At 40.4% G+C, this 596-nt stretch carries 1 protein-coding gene; it reads left to right on the forward strand.

From position 1 onward, the window contains the following. Positions 1-148: 148 nt before the first annotated feature. The gene (locus ACEVJK_RS14445) at positions 149-469 is read left to right on the forward strand and encodes a hypothetical protein (RefSeq protein ID WP_374740903.1); all 321 of its coding nucleotides are present in this window, start codon (positions 149-151) and stop codon (positions 467-469) included. Positions 470-596 lie beyond the last annotated feature (127 nt).

Consider the following 596-nt stretch of genomic DNA (forward strand, 5'->3'; position numbering starts at 1 on the left):
ACCTTATCTTGTCACAAGTGATGAGCAATTTTATCTTACCGTAACTGTTAATACTCAAATAATTGATGGCGAGGTTTATGTCATCGCTATGAATATGTAACTATTCTCGATTGCAACGAAAAAAAGTTAAAATTTCGGAGGCAATGGTATGATACTGAATCCTGTGGTACAGGGCGGCGGAGAAACTGCTACAGTTACTATAAAAAGCCATGATACAATATCAAGCCCTGATTATGGTCTACATTATATTACTTCGGACGGAACAAAAGGCTATGCCCCACTTAACTCTACAGAATTTACTATATCAGTAGCTAAAAACTCTTTTATCCTTCCACTAATGATAGGAGATGTAAGACAAGACGCATTAAGCGGAGCGTTAGAAGTGGTTGCAAATTCGGAGGTATACACTCGGAGTGGCCATACGACCAATTTGGTATATGTATCTGGAGACGGGGTGATTACAGTATGATAATGAATCCGGTGATACAAGGTGGGGGCGGCGGTGCAAATCTCGTGACTGCAACACTGGATTTTGAGCCGAAAAATGGTGTAACATACACGTTTCTGGATGAAAATGGAACGCCTAAGCAAATCGA

Origin of the sequence: Flintibacter sp. P01028, assembly GCF_041925235.1 — a bacterium.
GTDB classification, from domain to species: domain Bacteria; phylum Bacillota; class Clostridia; order Oscillospirales; family Oscillospiraceae; genus Lawsonibacter; species Lawsonibacter aceti.